Consider the following 18,002-nt stretch of genomic DNA (forward strand, 5'->3'; position numbering starts at 1 on the left):
CCATGTATCTGATCTGTGGTGAAGCCCTCTACGACGTGTTCGTGGAGCAGAGCGAGGACGCGACCGACGTACCGCTGAAGGCCATTGCCGGCGGCTCTCCGTTCAACGTCGCGATCGGCCTGGCACGCCTTAACATTCCGACGAGCTTCGGCACCGACATCGCCACCGACGTCCTCGGCGAGCGGATGGCCCGGCTGCTCACCGCCGAAGGCGTTGACCTTCGCTTTGCACGTCGCGGCGCGCCGAGTACCCCGCTCGCGCTGGTGGCGACCGATGAAGCCGGCGTGCCGGCCTACCGCTTCCTGGGTCTCGAATATGGGACCTATGCTCCCGACCTGGGAAAGCCTGGCGCATCGGTTTCGGATATCGTCGGCCTGCATGTCGGATCGGTGGCGCTGGTCATGCCCCGCTCCGCTGCAACCCTGCTCGAGCTTTCAGAACGATTTGCGGATCAGGGCCTGGTCAGTCTCGATCCCAATGTTCGCCTGTCGATCGAGCCGGACGTCGCCAAATGGCAGGCCGCGATCGATCGATTCCGGTCGCACGCGCATGTCGTCAAGGTGAGCGACGAGGATATCCGCGCCTTATATGCAGGCTCGGACGCCGATGAAATCTGCGAAAGCTGGTTGAACGAACGCACGGCGATCGTCGTCCTGACGCGCGGGTCGGCGGGTGCATCCATCTTCAGCCGGAAGCATGGCCGCATCGATATTCCCGCGGTCGAGAGCGCCGTCGTCGATACGATCGGCGCCGGCGACAGTTTCATGGCCGCTTTGCTCGCCATACTCTCCCGCTGGCAACTTCGTACGTCGAACGCATTGAGAACGATCGGGCGGGAGGAGTTTCTCTATCTGGGCCAGTTCGCGGCAACCGCCGCCTCGCTGACCTGCTCCCGCCGCGGCCCGTCGCTTCCCGATTTTTCGGAGGTCGATGCCGTTGTCGGGCTGCCCGCATCTTATCTGAGGGCCAGCGCATAGCTCAGGTCAATCGGGCCATATCTGGTCGAACACGCGAAGGAAGTTTCGGCCGAGGATCTTCTCGATCACCTGATCCGAACATCCCGCGCGGGAAAGGTCCCAGGCGATGATCTCCAGGCGTCGCGGACTGTTCAATCCTGGCACCATGAAGGGTTGAACCCCTTCCGAAGGCGACGCGCTGCCATCCCGGCGGCGGCCCGCCACGAAGCTTTCAAGAGCATCGAAATAGCCGGCGTCGAGTTGGAGCGGCGTTATCGAATTGTCGCTGCCGATCCCGACATGGTCTTCGCCGCAGACATTCAGCGCGTGAAGCAGATGGCGGGTCACCAGATCGCGTGACGCCGATCGCGGCTCGCTCCCGAGGAAGGGCATGAGGTAGATACCGAACACGCCGCCCGATCCGGCGACCGCGCGCAGCACCTCGTCGGGGTGGTTGCGGGGGTGGACGTGGAGCGCGTGGCATCCGCTGTGCGACACGATCACCGGCTGTGACGACGCTTCCACCGCATCCAGCGCGGTCTGCGGATGCGAGTGCGAAAGGTCGACGACTGCCTGGCGCCGGTTGACGCCTTCGACCACCGCCTTGCCGAGTGGCTTCAGCCCCGGTGTTGCCGCGGCCGAAAGACAACCGGAGCCCAGGTCGCTTTCCTGATTATAGGTAGGCTGCATGATCCGGACGGAAGATGCCGCGAAATGGTCGATCAAAGACAGGTCCTGCGTCAGGAACTCCATGCCCTGAAAGCCGAGGATTATGCCCAGCTTTCCCGCAGCCTTTGCCGCAAGGATGTCCGAAGGCCGCTCGATAAGCATCAATGTGTCCGGATGCCGGGCGATATCGGCCTTCATCCATCCGATCTTCCTCTCATGATCGGCCACATCGACGGCGAAGATGGTGTGGTTGACGGCGGTGATACCGCTCCGGCGGACATTTTCGAGCTGCTCGCCGCTCAGTTCCGGCGCTGCCGGAGGATAATCGACGTTGAACGTGTTGGGCGTGGCCAGCGCATCGATGACGATGGCGCGGCGATAAAGCTCGAGGATCGCTTCGGGAACAGCCACATGATCGACGAACGGCGAACTATCGCCGGCCGCGGCGCCGAGAAGATTGGCCTCCGCACAGCTTCGGCATCCCATCGTCAATGTGGACGCGAGGCGATCCTCTTCGGCCATTGCGATATCCTTGTGCGACGTTTCGCCCATGCTCGTCATGACGACCTGTTGCGGTCTGCGGTCATCGCCCCTTCGACCACGGCCACGGCGTGGTTCAGTGTCCAGCGCGGAACTGTGCGCATGCGGTCGAGGCCCTCGAAAAGCCCTGCCAGGCCACCATCTGGCGCCATATCTTGCAGCGGTTCGGCAAATAGCGGGCCGAACCCTTCGAAACCATCGGTATCGACCTCGCTCAGATGGATCTGATTCCATTCGACCGTCAGTCGCCGATCATGGTGCAGGACCGCCGCAGTCTCCATGCTCTGAAATGCGCCGATCCTGTCCGTCTGGACGAGACCAGCGGCGGCAGGACCGAAATAGCGCCGCATCAGATCGCGATATTCGCCGAGATGAGACGGCCGCACGTCGATATATTCGATCGACGTCCGCCATTTGGTATCGCGCGGCTCCTGCCGGCAGCATGGCAGAATGAAGCTCGACGGGGTCATCAGCAGGATTTCCGCTCGGAGCAGGTCGGCCCCCTCCAGCCGCGCATCGACGACCAGATCGCGCATGACATCAGCGGGCAGGATCTTGCTGAAATAGGTCAGCTCGAGGTGGCTCCAGACGGCCGCGTCGGAAGAGCCCCGGAAAACGGAATCGTGGCGATACAGCGCCCTGCCGAGGCATGCGTCCCCGAAACGCTTCCAATCGACCGCGTACTGCTCGAGCGATGCCGCCGCCGCAGCGTCATAGGCCTGGATCGTCCGGGCGAGCACGACGACGCGATCGTCCGGCTCAATCCGCGTTACCATGGTGTCAGAAGGGCTTTCCGCCGCAGTTGGTCTCATCGCCTGCTGGCCGTCTCTAATCGACGAACGGTTTGATTTCGCGGGAGAATACCGGCTTCCCATCCGCATCGGGATGGACCGCCCTGACCACATCCGGCGCAACGTCTCTGCTGACCCAGGCATCGAGAATGTCGAGCCAGTCGACGTCATAAGCGCCATCGCCGCCGGTGCAGTGATTCATGCCCGGGATCATGAACAGGCGATAGAAATCCTGCGTGTCCTTACGACCGCCCATCAGACGTTCGACCGTCCGATAATAGTCGATCGTCGCGGCTATGCCGCCGATCGCGTCGCTCCAGCCCATGAACGACAGCAGCTTGCCGCCATTGGCCTTGAAGCGCCGCAGGTCCGGATTGGTCGCCGCGATGATCGCATCCGATGCCCCTGCCCGCCGCACATAGTCCGCGAGCTGGTTCTCGTCCGGCACGAAATCGGGGCCGGCCGGGGGCGTGAAGGTCTGGAACCGCATCACGCTGTCCGAATAGGGTCCTACGATGGAGAAGGTGCTCCACGTGAGTTCCGAACCAGGCATCGCACTCGAAGATGCAATCACTTTCCCCTCGGGCGTCCTCGGCCCGTCATAGATTTCTTGCGCGACCCTGATCTGGTCCTGGGTCAGGCAACCTGATTCGGCCTTGGCCTGGCACGCTATCTTCGCAAGATCGGGACGGCAACGCCTGGGGTCTTCGAGAATAGCGTCGCGCCGCCCGTCCAGATGATCGCATTGCGCGATGACGGCAGCGTGCAAGGTACGGAGCGCCGCGTCGTTCAGGACAGGATTCGGACCGGCAAAGCGCCGGCCTGCCCAGCCCAGCGCAACGAACTGATCGCTCCAGAACAGCGATGGCGCAGCAGCGATGATGCCGTCATATTCGTAAGGATATTTCTGCGCCATCTGAAGAGCTTCGCGCCCTCCATTGGAACAGCCCGAATAATAGACACGCACAGCGGGAGAGTTGAAGGCTCTGCGAACGATCTCGCGTGCGACCAGACCGGCGACATGCGGCGCGCGAAACCCGTAATCGAGCAGCGCGCTTTCATTGTCATAGGACCATTGCGCATCCAGGCCACCGGATAGATGGCCGCCATTATGTTCGGCCGTCGCATAGCCCTTTCGGAGTGCCGCACCTGTCCGTGAATCCCGGATGACGGGGTCGTCCACGTCAATGCTGCCCGCCTGGCCGCCGGTCCCGAATACCACCAGCTTGCCGTTCCACCGCTCGATCGGAAAGCGCACCCGAAACTCGACGTTGCGCCAGCCATAGCCCTTCACTTCGCAATAGTTCGGGACGCCGGCGGCCGGCTTGACCAGCCGGGCGCTCAGGATGATTGCAGGCGCGTCGCGAAGTTTCGAAAGATCGCTGCGGGCAAGTTCCGCGCATCCAGGACGATCGGCCGTCGCGGGAGGTTGGGCGCTTGCGGCAACAGCGACCGGGCTACCCATGATGGCGAAAATCAGAAACGCCATGAGGCCGTGAAGAGCGCCGAGAGCGCTGCGGCATCGTCTGCGGATCGCAATGGACACAGTCACGCCCCCCAAAATACTGTGCGCGGTTTCACGCTTCTTGCGCACCCTATCCCGCGCGTCCAGCCGGGGCCTTCACCAGACCTCGTGCTTCCATCCACCACATGAACTCGTCGAACCAGTGATCGCTCGGCGCGCCCTTCGGCGTCAGGTCGAAACCATGGCCGCCCCGCTCATAGACGTGCAGCTCGGCCGGCACGCCCGCCTTGCGCCATGCGGCATAGAGCAGCATGGGGTCATCGGGCTGAAACTCGTCATCCGCGGCACCGGCGATGAAGGCAGGCGATGCGTCTGCGGGAACCGGCGTGCGCAGCCCGCCGTAGATCAGACCGACGAAGTCAGGCCGCGATGCCTTGTCTCCTATCGCGAGGTCGGCGGCGAGATAGCCGCCGGCGGAAAAGCCGAGGACGCCGACCCGCTTGGGATCGACGCCCCACTCGGCGGCGCGCTGCCGCACGATTGCCATGGCACGAACGCCATCTTCCACCGCGTGCGCCTCTCCGGCGAAGCGGGGCACCTCGACGGGAACGCCGCTCTTTGCCCGCGCCATGATGCCCTCCATTTCCTTCATATGGACGGGGGGCATCACCGCGGGATCGGCGCTCAAGATGGTGCGATATTTGAGCACGAAGGCGGTGACGCCGCGCTGCGCCAGCGCGCGCGCGACGGCGGTTCCTCCCGCCTCATAACCCAGCGCCACGAAGCCGCCACCCGGCGCGACAATGACGGCCGTGCCGTTGGCGCTTCCCGGCGCCGGACGGAAGACCTCCAGCGTGGGCTCGCTCACGTTGAAGATCAGGGTTTCGCCATGGTGGCTGTCCTTGACCTCCGGAACGCCCAGGGATGCGACGGTGCCCTTCGGGTAGAGCATGATGACCGAGCTGCCTGCGGGCGTTTGCGCTACTCCCGCGGTAGCGAAAAGTGCAGCGGCCAGGCCCAGGCTCATCAGTCGAATAGAAGATTTCATCGTTCCGTCCTTACAGCTCGACCCGCTGGTTACCCGTTAGCGTGCGTGGAGCACCAGGCTGGATCCAGTAGAGCGAGAATTGATGCGTGGAGACGTAGTAGCGCTTGTCGAAAAGGTCAGTGGCGATATCGAACCGCCGAAACCGAAGTCGGACGAGACGCCCGCGACGTTGCGCAACGCTTCGCTCAGCGTGATCGCATTCTGGTCCTGCCGTACGTCGCGATAGTTGGCTCATGCCCTTTTTCATACTTCCTTATTCTGGTGGCGAAGCGTGCCGAGACGCCTTCCGTCGCAACGCGAAATAAGGTCATCGAACCGCCCGTTAGAAAATCTGCGTTTTCGCAAGGCGAATTTGCGGAAGTGAGACGGCCAATGGTGAGAGCACAGCAGGAAGGACTGCCCGCGGGCGCAAACTTCGCAGCCCGACGCGAGGTGGACCAGGAAGTCGGGGAAGATGTTCGGGAACTCGACCTGGAAGTCGGTGCCGGCAGACTGACCGGGGGAGCCTGCGGGACGGGATCGGAAAGGAGTCAGCTGAAATCGAGGACCGCCCTGGCGAAGCCCGCAGGTTGCTCGACATTGGAGAGATGCGCCGCGTCGAGGCTGACCAGCCGCGCCCCCGCTATGCCTCGCGCCAGTTGCTCGGCATGCTCGATCGGGGTCGCCGGATCGGCATGGCCGGCGATGACCAGCGTCGGCGCGGCGATCAGCGGCAGAATCGGGCGCTGGTCCATGTCGCGGATCGCGGCGCAGCACCCGGCATAGCCTTGGGGCGGGGTCGCGAGCAGCATCGCGCGGACCGGCGCCACCGCCTCGGGAGCCTCGGCCAGAAAGCCGGGCCGGAACCACCGCTGCAGCACCGGCTCGGTCATCGCCGCCATGCCGCCGGCGGCGACGGCGCCGATGCGCGCGTCCCAGCTCTCTGGCGGCCCCATATAGGCGGAGGTGTTGGCGAGGATCAGCCGGTCGAGCCGCTCGGGCGCGCGCCAGCCCAGCCATTGGCCGATCATGCCGCCCTTCGACAGGCCGCAAAAGGTCACCCGGCCGATGCCGAGCGCATCGAGCAGTTCGATGGCGTCGCGCCCGAGCCGATCGATCGAATAGCTTCCCGCCGGCGCATCGGACCGGCCATGCCCGCGGCTGTCGTAGCGCAGCACCCGGAAACGCTCGGTGAAGGCCGCCATCTGCGGCTCCCACATCGCCATCGCCGTGCCCAGCGAGTTCGACAGCAGCAGCACCGGCGCATCCGCGCGGCCCTCGAGCCGATAGGCGATGCGGCAGCCGTCGCCGGTGATGATCGCGCGCTCGTCCATGTCGCCGTGCAACCTGCTCAGGCGGCAGCGCGGGCGCGCGCGGAGAAGCCTTCGTCCGATGCGGACTGGGCGCGCTGCAGCACGAAATCGAAGGCGATATAGGCGCTGTCGCCCTGGCGGTTCGGGACGGGCAGCAGTCCTTCGCGCGTGCCGAAGGCGAAATCGTCGGCAGCGAAGGGATCGTCGCCAAAATTGATCTGCGTCGTCAGCGTGCGATAGCCCGGCGCCTCGACGAAGAAATGGACATGGGCCGGGCGGTTGCCGTGACGGCCGAGCGCCTGCATCAGCTGATCGGTCGCGCCGCCCGGGGGCACGCTGTAGCCGTTCGGCATCTTCGACTGGAAGGAATAGCGGCCATCGGCCCCCAGCTTGAGCCGGCGGCGATTGTTGAACGGGGTCTGCTCGCCGGTCGGATCGAAATGCGAATAGAAGCCCTTGGAATTGGCGTGCCACACATGAAGGACGGCATTCGGCACCGGCTCTCCATCGGGTCCGGAAATGCTGCCCGACATATAGAGCATGCCGGTGTCGTCGGGATCGGAGGTCAGGCTCGCGCCATTCTCGACGAGCGGTGCATTCTCGACATAGAGCGGCCCTTCGATCGTGCGCGGCGTGCCGCCGTCCCGGCCCGCCTCGGCGTCCTTGGCGTCCATGTAGAGATCGAGGAAATGCTCCAGCCCGATGCCCGGCATGATCAGGCCGAACTCGCCCGCCCCCTTCTGCAGGAAGCTGACCGCCTGCCACACTTCGCTTTCGCTGATGTCGTGCTTGACGATCAGCGCCATCAGCGCTTCGAGCAGGTCGCGCATGATGTGCTTCAACCGCGCATCGCCTCCCTCCCCGTCGCTACCGGCGGCGCGGTCGAGGAGCTTCTGTACGGCGGGGGTGTGGATGAAATCAGGCGTCATTCGACCTCTCCGAAAAAGGGGGCGACCTTAGCGGTCGTCATCGTGCAGCGATGAGGGGTGGCGGCACAGCGCGGCCACCCGAACATCCATGAAGGGATAAAGCGGCAGGCTCATCATGATGTCGTGCAGTTCGGCATTGCTTGCGACGTCGAAGATGCTGACGTTGCTGTACTGGCCGACCACGCGCCAGATATGCCGCCAGGTGCCCGCCCGCTGGAGCTCCTGAAAACGTTCCTTCTCGGCCTGTTTCAGCGCCGCGAAGCGTTCCGGGTCATAGTCTATCGGAACGTTCACATCCATTTCGACCTTGAACAGCATCGGCTCAACCTCCCTGCGCTGCGGCGATGGAAATGGTGGGACGCGAGGCCGCGTCGCGGCGCAGGAACCGGATGCGGTCCTCGTCGAGCGCGATGCCGAGGCCGCGGCCTGCGGGCACATCCAGCATGAAGTCGGAATAGACCGGCGGCGTCTCGAGAATCTCCTCGGTCAGCAGCAGCGGGCCGAACAGCTCGGTGCCGAAGGCCAGGGTCGGAAAGGTCGAGAAAAGATGCGCCGAAGCGATCGTGCCGACTCCCGCCTCGAGCATCGTCCCGCCATAGAGCGCGACGCCCGCCGCATCGGCAATGACCTGAACCGCCTTGGCCGCGAACAGCCCGCCCGACTGCTCGATCTTAACCGCGAACACGTCGGCGGCGGCGGCACGGGCGAAATCATAGGCGTCGTCGGGCCCGCGCAACGCCTCATCGGCCATGATCGGGACGCGCGACGCGGCGCGCAGCCGCGCCATCCCGTCGCGATTGGCACGGTCTATCGGCTGCTCGACGAGATCGCATCCGGCATCGGCCAGCATGGCGACCCCGCGCCGCGCGGTGGTTTCATCCCACGCCATGTTGACGTCGACGCGGACCGAGGCCCTGTCGCCCAGCGCCTTCTTGATCGCGCTCACATGCGCGACGTCGTCGGCAAGCGCCCGCTTGCCGATCTTGAGCTTGAACGCGTCGTGACGGCGGCGATCGAGCATGTCCTCGGCCTCAGCGATGTCCTTGGCGGTATCGCCGCTGGCCAGCGTCCACAGCACCGGCAGCCTGTCGCGCACCCGCCCGCCCAGCAATTCGCTGACCGCCAGCCCGGTGCGCTTGCCCTGCGCGTCGAGCAGCGCGGTCTCGATCGCACATTTGGCGAAGTGATTGCCGACCACCGAACGGCTGATCGCCGCCATGATCTTCGCCGGATGGGTCGCATCGCCCGCCTTGAGCAGTGGCGCGATATAGGTGTCGATGGCAAGCTTGATGCCCTCGGGGCTTTCGTCGCCGTAAGCGAGGCCGCCGATCGTGGTCGCCTCGCCGATGCCGGTGACGCCATCGGCGCAGTGCAGACGGACCAGGCACAGCGTCTGGCGGTACATCGTCGCCATCGCCAGCACATGCGGCCGGATCGTGGGAACGTCGACGATGATCGTCTCTACCTGCTCAATCGCGACCATCTCGGCTCCATACCCAAAGCGTCGCTAGGATAAACGCTCCTTGGAGCAGAATACAAAGACTTGATTGGTCTGTTTCCATACCCTACGAGTATGGATGTGGACTTACGGCACTTGCGCTATTTCATGACGGTCGCCACCGAACGCAATTTCACGCGTGCGGCGGACCGGCTCGGCATGGCCCAGCCGCCGTTGAGCCGGCAGATACGCGAGCTCGAGGAAGAGCTTGGCGCGACCTTGTTCGTCCGCAACAGCCGCCCGGTCGCTTTGACCGATGCGGGCCGCCTCCTGCTCGAACATGCCCAGGACACGCTCAACAGCGCCGACCGTCTCAAACAGGCGATGAAGCGCTTTACCGAACATCAGCGGCGGCGCTTCGTTATCGGGTTCGTCGGCTCCACGATCTACGGGCCGGTGCCCGCCATGATCCGGTCTTTCCGTGCGCGTGCGCCCGAACTCGACGTCGATCTGGTCGAAATGAACACGCTGGCGCAGATGAAGGCGCTGAACGACGGGCGGATCGATGCCGGCATCGGCCGGCTGGTCTTCGACGACGCGGCGATCGGCCGGCTGATCATCCAGCGCGAGCCGCTGGTCGTCGCGCTGCCGGCAGAACATCCCCTGGCGCGGGATTCGGCGCCGGTCTCGCTACAGGCGCTGCTCGACGACACGCTGATCCTTTACCCCAGCGAACCGCGCCCCAGCTATGCCGACCAGGTGCTCGCTCTGTTCCGCCAGCATGGCGCCACGCCCCGCGCCATCAGCGAGGTCCGGGAGCTCCAGACCGCGCTCGGGCTCGTCGCGGCCCAATCGGGCATATCGGTGGTGCCGAACGCCATTCAGCGCCTGCGGCGCGACGACATCGTCTATCGGCCCATCGTGGAAGCGGACGCCGTCTCCCCGATCATCCTGAGCTGGCGCGTCTCGGATCAGACGGCCGGAACCCATCTCCTGCGCGAGATCTGCACCGATCTTCAGACCGCCCGGTCCGGCTGATCCGGACGGCGCTCGGCAGAGGTCCGTCCACCCCTTCCTTGACCCACCGCATCTCGGGCATCCCGGCGATGCCCCTGGAAGCCTCTATGCGTCAGCCGTGCGCCTTGTGCGCCGCCAGCATGAGATCGGGCACCGCCGTGCCGGTGCCGAAGGCGAGATCGGCGAGATAGCGGCCCACCGCCGGGCCATGTTTGAAACCATGGCCGCTGCCGCCGCCCGCCAGCCATGTGTTCGCCCAGGCGGGATGCCGGTCGATCAGCAGATGGCCGTTGTCGCTATTCTCATATTGGCAGACCTCCGACGCTGCGAGGGGCCGCTTCGCCAGCGCCGGGAAACGCCGGGCGAGATAGGCGCGGACGTCGGTCAGCCCCTGGTCGGTGATCCGCCGGTCGGCCGTGTCGGGATCATATTTCGGCCCATGGCGATCGAGAGCGATCTTGAAGCCGCGCGATTCGATGTCGGGAAAGCCATAATGGAGGTCGGGATCCCCGGCATCGACCCAGGCGGGCATGTGCGGCGCGGCGAAGCGGGTATCGCCAGCCTCGGGCGCGAAATAGAAGACCTCCTGCCGCGTCGGCACGATCCGCGCGCCGACGACGTCGGGGAACAGCTTGGGAAGCCACGGCCCGCAGGCGAAGACGAAGCGTTCCGCGCGCAGCGTCTCGCCATCGGCGCCGCTGATCGCCTCCAACGTGTCGCGGCCGGACATCGGCGGCGCCGCAGCGAAGCTGCGGAAGCTGCCGCCCGCCTCGAGAAAGTCGGCTACGAGCAGCTGGACGCTGCGCCGGGCCATCAGCGCACCCATCGTCGGCTGCAGCACCCCGACGCTCACACCGTCCAGGCCGAGCTGCGGCCAGCGCGCGGCCATGCCGGCGGCGTCCAGCTTTTCGATGGGGATACCAAGCGAGCGCTGGAGCGCGATGCTCCCGTCGATCCTGGCGCTGTCCTGCGGATAGAGATAGAGCGCGCCGACCTCCTGAAAGATCGGGATGTCGTGCCGCCGCCCCAGCGCATGCCACTCGGCGAGCGATTGCCAGGCCCAGCGTGTATAGAGCTCGTTGCCGGCATATTCGGTGCGGATCAGCCGCGTCTCCCCGCCCGAGGAGCCGCGCACATGGCCGGCGCCCCAGGCATCGACCAGCAACACCTTCTGGCCACGCTGCTGCAGGGTCCACGCCGTCCACGCGCCGAACACGCCCGCACCGACGACGATGACGTCCCAACCGCCGGGCTTTGCCGCTCGCACCGGCGTGGCGGCGGCGCCGGCCAGTGCGCCCGCCGTCGCCAGCCCCTTGAGAATATGGCGTCGCGAAAGCGATGCTTCCGGCCGTCCGCCGCCCTTGTTCACCCGATCTGCCATCGCGAAAGGAATATTTGCGGCCCCCACGGCCAACAAGGCGGTTTCGGGGTAAGGCACGGGCGGCGATGGGTATGGCACGGATCGGCTCGGTTGCTTGTGCCCCGACGAGCACTTACCCGCTTTCCCGCTGATCCCATGCTCGCTTGACGGAAGCGGTCCTCACTCGGCAAATGCGCGCACCCGGCCGATCCGCGCCGGGTCAGGGAGTTTTCACAAGCCATGGTCGCGCAGGTCGAGCCTTTCCACGCCATCGCGATCAGCCGGCTCGCCCATCAGCTGCGCAGCGAGGGGCGGTCGATCATCCATATGGAGTTCGGCCAGCCGTCGACCGGCGCCCCCGCCGCCGCCATCGCCGCCGCGCATGACGTGCTCGACAATGACGCGATGGGTTACTGGGAAAGCGTCCCGCTCAAGCAGCGGATCGCGCGCCATTATCTCGAAACCTATGGCGTAACGGTCGATCCCGAGCAGATCATCCTGACCTGCGGCGCGTCCCCGGCGCTGGTGCTGGCGCTGTCCTGCCTGTTCGAGCCCGGCGCGCGCGTCGCCTTCGCCCGGCCGGGCTATGTCGCCTATCGCAATACGCTGAAGGCGCTCTATCTCGATCCGGTCGAGCTGGCCTGCGGGCCCGAGGATCGGTTCCAGATCACTGCGGCGGCGCTCGCCGCGATCGACCCCGCGCCGCAAGGGGTGATCATCGCCTCGCCCGCCAACCCGACCGGCACGATCATCCCGCCCGACGAGATGCGCGCGATCGCCGAGGTCTGTAGCGCCCGCAACATCCGCATCGTCTCCGACGAGATATACCACGGCCTCTGCTATGAAGGCCGCGCGCGATCGATGATCGAGGACGCGCCCCGCGCGCTGATCGTCAACAGCTTCTCCAAATATTTCAGCATGGCGGGCTGGCGGCTCGGCTGGCTGCTGGTCCCGCCAGAGCTGATCGACGTGGCGCGCGCGCGGATGGGCAATCTCTTCCTGACCCCGCCCTCGCTCGCCCAGCATGCCGGGCTCATCGCCTTCGACAGCCGCGACGAGCTCGAACGCCATGTCCAGAGCTATGCGCGCAACCGCCGGATGCTGCTCGATGCGCTGCCCGCGCTCGGCCTGGGCAGTATCGCGCCGCCCGACGGCGCCTTCTACATCTATGCCGATGTCCGTCATCTGACCGGCGACAGCATGGCCTTCTGCAAGCAGCTGCTGCTCGACACCGGGGTCGCGATCGCGCCGGGGATCGATTTCGATCCCGTCGACGGGCAGGGCTATATCCGCTTCAGCTTCGCGGTCTCGACCGAGCTGGTCGCGGAAGCCTTGCGCCGGATCACGCCCTGGTTCGCCGAGCGGCAGCACATGGCAGCGCCCTGAGCCGCGCAAGACGCTTCCCCCCGCGACGATAGCATAATAGGAGGCAGTCCGGTCCCGTCCGGGGCCGTCCCTTGCTTTGACAGGTATCGCCATGGACGACACGCTGCGCCGCGCCGCGCTCGACTATCACCGCTTTCCGCAGCCCGGAAAGATGCGGATCGAGCCGACCAAGCGGATGATCAACCAGCGCGACCTCGCGCTCGCCTATTCGCCGGGCGTCGCCGCCCCGTGCGAGGAAATCGCCGCCGATCCCGACAAGGCGCTCGACTATACCGCGCGCGGCAATCTGGTTGCGGTGATCACCAACGGCACCGCCGTCCTCGGCCTTGGCGCGATCGGCGCGCTGGCGTCAAAGCCAGTAATGGAGGGCAAGGCGGTCCTGTTCCGCAAATTCGCCGGGATCGATGTGTTCGACATTGAGGTCGACACCACCGATCCCGAGAAATTCGTCGAGGTGGTCGCGCATCTCGAACCGACCTTCGGCGGCATCAACCTCGAGGACATCAAGGCCCCCGAATGCTTCGCGATCGAGGCCGCGCTCAAGGCGCGGATGAACATCCCCGTCTTCCACGACGACCAGCATGGCACCGCCATCGTCGTCGCGGCGGCGGTGCGCAATGCGCTGGTGCTGCAGGGCCGCACCCTGGCCGATGCGCGGCTGGTGACCTCGGGCGCGGGCGCGGCGGCGCTCGCCTGCGTCGATCTTCTCGTCTCGATGGGGCTCCGGCCGGACAATGTGACGCTCACCGACAAGGACGGCGTCGTCCATAGCGGGCGCACCGGCATGGCGCCGAACATGGCGCGCTATGCCCGCGACACCAACGCCCGCACCCTGCCCGAGGTGCTGCCGGGGGCCAGCGTCTTCCTCGGCCTATCGGCGCCGGGGGTGCTCAAGCCCGAATGGCTGCCGCTGCTCGCCGACAAGCCGCTGATCTTCGCGCTCGCCAATCCGGAGCCGGAGATATTGCCCGAGGTCGCCCGCGCCGCTCGCCCCGACGCGATCGTCGCGACCGGACGTTCGGACTATCCGAATCAGGTCAACAACGTTCTGTGCTTCCCCTATATCTTCCGCGGCGCGCTCGATGTCGGCGCGACCGCGATCAACGAGGCGATGAAAGTCGCCGCCGCCGAGGCGATCGCCTCGCTCGCCCGTCTTCCCGCGCATGACAGCGTCGCCCAGGCCTATGGCGGCCGCAAGCTGGTGTTCGGCCCCGACTATATCATCCCGACTCCCTTCGACCCCCGGCTGATCGTCGAGATCGCGCCCGCCGTGGCCAAGGCCGCGATCGACAGCGGGGTCGCCCGCCGCCCGCGCGAAATCCCCGCCTATCGCCGCGAGCTCGAACAGGCGAACACCCGCTCGACCCAGTTGATGATGCCGGTGTTCGAGGCGGTGCGCCATTCGCGCACCCGGATCGTCTATGGCGAGGGCGAGGACGAGCGCGTCCTCCGCGCGATCCAGGACGCGCTCGACGAGGGCATCGTCCAGCCGGTGATCGTCGCGCGCCGCCGTATCCTGGCGGATCGCCTTCCCGCGCTCGATCTGCGCTTCGACATCGACAAGGATATCGAGGTGATCGATCCCGAAACCGATCACGCGCTGCTCGCCCCGCTGGTCGAAGCCTATCAGGCGATCGCCGCGCGCAAGGGCGTGCCCGCGGCGGAGATCGTCCGCCACGTCTATCGCCGCCCCACCGTCACTGCCGCGATGCTGTTGCGGACCGGCCATGTCGACGCCGCGGTGGTCGGCGGCAATTCCGAATATTGGGGGCAGATGAAGCATGTCCTGCGGATCATCGATCGCGCGCCGGGCATCAGCCGCGTCTATGCGCTGTCCGGACTGATCCTCGAAGCCGGCGCGCTGTTCATCACCGACAGCCATATGGTCCCCGACCCGACCCCCGAGCAGATCGCCGAGGCGACGATCCTAGCCGCCGCCGAGATGCGGCAGTTCGGGCAGGAGCCGCGCATCGGCCTGCTGTCTCATTCGAATTTCGGGGCGTCGAACAGCCCGAGCGCGCGCAAGATGCGCGCCGCCGCCGCACTGGTGCGGGCGAAGGCCCCCGAACTGCTCGTCGACGGCGAAATGCACGCCGACGTGGCGCTGTCGCAGCGGCTGCGCGAGCGGCTGGTTCCCGACAGCCGCTTCGAGGGATCGGCGAATCTGCTGGTCATGCCCAATCTCGATGCCGCCAACATCACCCTGACCGCGCTCGCCGCGTCGTCGAGTTCGCCGACCGTCGGGCCGATGCTGATGGGCCTGTCGAAGCCGATCCACGTCCTGACCCCGGGCGTCACCGCGCGCGGCATCCTCAACCTGACCGCGATCGCCGCCGCCGAGGCTGCGCAGCGGAATGGGCGATAACGATAAGCAACTGCCCGCTCATCCTGAGGAGGGACTGAGCCTGGCGAACGAGCGCTACTCCGCCCCGAACAGCCTGGCCGCGATCCGCGCGCCCGCCGCTCGCAGTTCGGGCAGCGCGGGAGTCAGCGCGTCCTCCCCGATTCCCGCTCCCGAGAAGCTGACCGACAACGCGGCGATCCCCCTGCCGTCCCTGTCGCGCAGCGGCACCGCGATGCAGCTGAGGTTTGGCATCACCTCCTCGACGTCGGTCGCCCAGCCCTGCACGCGGATGCGGTCGAGCTGGGCGAGCAGCACCGCCGGATCGGTGATGGTGTTCGCGGTCAGCGGCACGAACGCGCCCTGGCCCATATAGCGGTCCAGCTCGGCAGGCTCGAGGTCGGCCAGCAGCATCTTTCCGATCCCCGAGCAATAGGCCTCTAGCTGGGCGCCTTCCGACGACGGGGTCCTGCCCCGGCCATAGCGGACCTTGGTCAGATAGGTGACCATGTCATTCTCGAAGATGCCGAGATGCGCGTGCGCCTTGCAACGGCGGCTGAGCGCCTTGAGTTCATCCAGACTCGCCCGGTGGAGCATCTCGTGCAGCGACAGCCCCGCCCCCAGCGCGAGCGCGGCAGGCCCCAACCCGAAGGCGCCGCGCCGATAGGCGACGAGATAGCCGCGCGCGGCGAGCGACTGGATCAGGCGATGGACCGTCGCCACCGGCAGCCCGCACCGCTCGGCGATCTCTGGCATCGAGCAAATGGCTCCGCCGCGCACCGCCTCCAATATGTCGAGCATGCGATCGACCAGCCGCGTCGAACCTTGCGCACCGCCATCAGGGGGCAACTGTCCATTTATTTTCATCCAGTGGAAATATCCCGGGCTCGCCGATTCGGGAAGTCGGCCGGCCTGGGATAGATTGTCGCCAATCCCGGGTCAGGACGATGGCCTATTTGATGGAGAGCATGTCGTGAGCAAGGTGAAAGTGGCGATCATCGGATCGGGCAACATCGGTACCGATCTCATGATCAAGATCATGCGGCTGTCGGATGTGCTGGAGATGGGCGCGTTCGTCGGCATCGACCCCGAATCGGACGGGCTGAAGCGCGCGGCGCGGCTCGGCGTGCCGACCACGGCGGAGGGTCTCGACGGCCTGCTCGCCATGCCCGAGTTCAAGGATATCGGCATCGTCTTCGACGCGACCTCGGCGGGCGCGCACCACCGGCATAGCGAAGTCCTGCTGGCGCATGGCAAGCGGGTGATCGACCTCACCCCCGCCGCGATCGGCCCCTTCACCATCCCGCCGGTCAATGGCGACGCCAATCTCGACGCGCCCAATGTCAACATGGTGACCTGCGGCGGCCAGGCGACGATCCCGATCGTCGCGGCGGTGAACCGCGTCGCCAAGGTCCGCTATGGCGAGATCGTCGCGTCGATCTCGTCCAAGTCGGCGGGCCCCGGCACCCGCGCCAATATCGACGAGTTCACCGAGACGACCAGCCAGGCGATCGTCGATGTCGGCGGCGCGGATCGCGGCAAGGCGATCATCATCCTCAATCCCGCCGAGCCGCCATTGATCATGCGCGACACCGTCTATTGCCTGACGGACGACGGCGACCAGGAAGCGATCGCCAAATCGGTCGAGGACATGGTGCGCGAGGTCCAGAGTTACGTCCCCGGCTATCGCCTCAAGCAAGCGGTGCAGTTCGAGCATATCGGGTCGAACCGTCCGCTGCGCATCCCCGAAATGGGCGGCGAGTTCACGGGCCTGAAGGTCACCGTCTTCCTCGAGGTCGAGGGCGCGGCGCATTATCTGCCCGCCTATGCCGGCAATCTCGACATCATGACGTCGGCCGCCTTCAAGACCGCCGAGAAGATCGCGTTGCGCGATCAGGAGAAGGTGGCGGCGTGAAGCTCGCGCGGATCGGCAGCAAGGGCGCCGAGCGGCCTGCGCTCGTCGACGGCGACGGGCGGCTGCGTTCGCTCGACGGCGTCGTCAGCGACATAAGCGGCGCGGTGCTGAGCCCCGACGGTCTCGCTGCACTGGCGGCGCTTGACGTCGCGGCGCTGCCGCTGGTCGAAGGGCCGGTGCGCTATGGCCCGCCGGTCGCGGGCATCGGCAAGTTCATCGCGATCGGGCTCAACTATCGCGATCATGCCGAGGAATCGGGCAATCCGGTTCCCGCCGAGCCGGTGGTGTTCATGAAGGCGACCAGCTGCATCGCCGGGCCCGACGACGACGTGCCGATGCCGCGCGGATCGACCAAGATGGACTGGGAGATCGAGCTCGGCGTCGTGATCGGCACCCGCGCCCGCTATGTCGAGCGCGCCGACGCGATGGCGCATGTCGCGGGCTATGCGATCGTCAACGACATCTCCGAACGCTTCGACCAGATCGAGCGCGGCGGCACCTGGGACAAGGGCAAGGGCCATGACGGCTTCGGCCCGATCGGCCCCTGGCTGGTGACGCCCGACGACCTTGGGGACGAACTGCGCGAGGCGAACGCGCTCGACATGACGCTCGACGTCTCGGGCGAGCGGCGGCAGACCGGCAACACCGCATCGATGATCTTCGATGTCCCCACCATCGTCGCCTATGTCAGCCGGTTCATGACGCTCGAGCCGGGCGACGTGATCTGCACCGGCACGCCCGCTGGCGTCGGCCTCGGCATGAAGCCGCAACGCTGGCTATCGATCGGCGATGAAATGACCCTCAGCATCACGGGCCTTGGCGAACAGCGCCAGCGCGTGATCGCACCCCTTTGAC

General features: G+C 66.1%; 16 protein-coding genes. 6 read left to right on the forward strand and 10 right to left on the reverse strand.

Annotation, left to right across the window (positions count from 1 at the left end; genetic code table 11):
• Window positions 1-2: 2 nt before the first annotated feature.
• Window positions 3-977: a carbohydrate kinase family protein gene (locus ASE00_RS17985; protein ID WP_056382895.1), complete on the forward strand. Its 975-nt coding sequence runs from the start codon at window positions 3-5 to the stop codon at window positions 975-977.
• A 6-nt stretch (window positions 978-983) separates the two neighbouring features.
• On the opposite strand, the gene ASE00_RS17990 is transcribed toward ASE00_RS17985, so the two are convergent.
• The 8 genes from ASE00_RS17990 to ASE00_RS18025 form a co-directional block, all read right to left on the reverse strand.
• Entirely contained in the window at window positions 984-2,147 is a 1,164-nt protein-coding gene (locus ASE00_RS17990) for a dipeptidase (protein WP_162256499.1), read from the reverse strand.
• 35 nt (window positions 2,148-2,182) lie between these two features.
• Window positions 2,183-2,941, reverse strand: a complete 759-nt coding sequence (locus tag ASE00_RS23770; RefSeq protein ID WP_056382898.1) for a hypothetical protein — start codon at window positions 2,939-2,941, stop codon at window positions 2,183-2,185.
• A 52-nt stretch (window positions 2,942-2,993) separates the two neighbouring features.
• Entirely contained in the window at window positions 2,994-4,445 is a 1,452-nt protein-coding gene (locus tag ASE00_RS18000) for a tannase/feruloyl esterase family alpha/beta hydrolase (RefSeq protein ID WP_056382900.1), read from the reverse strand.
• Between the two features lie 106 nt (window positions 4,446-4,551).
• Window positions 4,552-5,469, reverse strand: coding sequence for an alpha/beta hydrolase (locus ASE00_RS18005; protein ID WP_082594835.1), 918 nt, complete (start codon window positions 5,467-5,469; stop codon window positions 4,552-4,554).
• A gap of 530 nt (window positions 5,470-5,999) precedes the next feature.
• A complete protein-coding gene (pcaD, locus tag ASE00_RS18010; RefSeq protein WP_056382902.1) occupies window positions 6,000-6,782 on the reverse strand; it encodes a 3-oxoadipate enol-lactonase in 783 nt (260 codons plus the stop codon).
• A gap of 17 nt (window positions 6,783-6,799) precedes the next feature.
• Entirely contained in the window at window positions 6,800-7,690 is an 891-nt protein-coding gene (locus ASE00_RS18015) for a dioxygenase (protein ID WP_056382904.1), read from the reverse strand.
• Between the two features lie 27 nt (window positions 7,691-7,717).
• The gene (gene catC / locus ASE00_RS18020; protein WP_056382906.1) at window positions 7,718-8,008 is read right to left on the reverse strand and encodes a muconolactone Delta-isomerase; all 291 of its coding nucleotides are present in this window, start codon (window positions 8,006-8,008) and stop codon (window positions 7,718-7,720) included.
• A 4-nt stretch (window positions 8,009-8,012) separates the two neighbouring features.
• Window positions 8,013-9,173 (reverse strand): muconate/chloromuconate family cycloisomerase, encoded by a 1,161-nt coding sequence (locus ASE00_RS18025; protein ID WP_056382908.1) that lies wholly within the window; start codon window positions 9,171-9,173, stop codon window positions 8,013-8,015.
• 90 nt (window positions 9,174-9,263) lie between these two features.
• Between ASE00_RS18025 and ASE00_RS18030 the strand changes: the two genes are divergently transcribed.
• Window positions 9,264-10,166, forward strand: coding sequence for a LysR family transcriptional regulator (locus ASE00_RS18030; protein ID WP_268801363.1), 903 nt, complete (start codon window positions 9,264-9,266; stop codon window positions 10,164-10,166).
• A gap of 91 nt (window positions 10,167-10,257) precedes the next feature.
• Here ASE00_RS18030 and ASE00_RS18035 read toward each other — a convergent pair whose 3' ends face one another.
• Window positions 10,258-11,526 carry an FAD-dependent oxidoreductase gene (locus ASE00_RS18035; protein WP_056382910.1) on the reverse strand — a complete coding sequence of 423 codons (1,269 nt, stop codon included), beginning with the start codon at window positions 11,524-11,526 and terminating at the stop codon, window positions 10,258-10,260.
• 219 nt (window positions 11,527-11,745) lie between these two features.
• Between ASE00_RS18035 and ASE00_RS18040 the strand changes: the two genes are divergently transcribed.
• Together ASE00_RS18040 and ASE00_RS18045 are read left to right on the forward strand one after the other, a co-directional pair.
• Window positions 11,746-12,891 (forward strand): aminotransferase class I/II-fold pyridoxal phosphate-dependent enzyme, encoded by a 1,146-nt coding sequence (locus tag ASE00_RS18040; protein WP_056382912.1) that lies wholly within the window; start codon window positions 11,746-11,748, stop codon window positions 12,889-12,891.
• A gap of 91 nt (window positions 12,892-12,982) precedes the next feature.
• Window positions 12,983-15,256: an NADP-dependent malic enzyme gene (locus tag ASE00_RS18045; RefSeq protein WP_056382914.1), complete on the forward strand. Its 2,274-nt coding sequence runs from the start codon at window positions 12,983-12,985 to the stop codon at window positions 15,254-15,256.
• A gap of 54 nt (window positions 15,257-15,310) precedes the next feature.
• Here ASE00_RS18045 and ASE00_RS18050 read toward each other — a convergent pair whose 3' ends face one another.
• The gene (locus tag ASE00_RS18050) at window positions 15,311-16,099 is read right to left on the reverse strand and encodes an IclR family transcriptional regulator (RefSeq protein ID WP_082594836.1); all 789 of its coding nucleotides are present in this window, start codon (window positions 16,097-16,099) and stop codon (window positions 15,311-15,313) included.
• A 106-nt stretch (window positions 16,100-16,205) separates the two neighbouring features.
• Between ASE00_RS18050 and ASE00_RS18055 the strand changes: the two genes are divergently transcribed.
• Complete coding sequence (locus ASE00_RS18055; RefSeq protein ID WP_056382919.1) at window positions 16,206-17,147, forward strand: acetaldehyde dehydrogenase (acetylating); 942 nt, start codon at window positions 16,206-16,208, stop codon at window positions 17,145-17,147.
• Window positions 17,144-18,001, forward strand: a complete 858-nt coding sequence (locus ASE00_RS18060; protein WP_056382920.1) for a fumarylacetoacetate hydrolase family protein — start codon at window positions 17,144-17,146, stop codon at window positions 17,999-18,001. Before ASE00_RS18055 ends, ASE00_RS18060 begins: the two co-directional genes overlap by 4 nt.
• Window position 18,002 lies beyond the last annotated feature (1 nt).

It is taken from the genome of Sphingomonas sp. Root710 (assembly GCF_001429065.1).
Lineage (GTDB): Bacteria > Pseudomonadota > Alphaproteobacteria > Sphingomonadales > Sphingomonadaceae > Rhizorhabdus.